This window comes from Vallitalea sediminicola (assembly GCF_054408565.1).
Map to the genome: position 1 here is coordinate 1 of NZ_BTPT01000385.1, position 210 is coordinate 210.

Here is a 210-nt window from a genome sequence, read left to right on the forward strand (position 1 = left end):
ATCAGGTGTTGTCTCTGTAGCAATTCTAATATTCTCATTGATATGTTCCATCTCATTCATACCACTCAACACTACATCAACTTCTGGATGATTAAGTATAAATTTGAATGCCCACTCAGCAGGAGTTCTTTTTATATCCGCCTTATTCCATATAGCTGTTATATCATCAGGAACATTCTTTACAAGGCTTCACCTCTTAGGGGTTCCATA

The 210-nt window shown here is 36.7% G+C and carries 1 protein-coding gene; it reads right to left on the minus strand.

Translation table 11 applies throughout. From position 1 onward, the window contains the following. Nucleotides 1-162, minus strand: a 162-nt coding sequence (locus ACX6CF_RS27140; protein WP_458788487.1) for an aldo/keto reductase, incomplete at its 3' end; no start/stop codon positions are given. Nucleotides 163-210 lie beyond the last annotated feature (48 nt).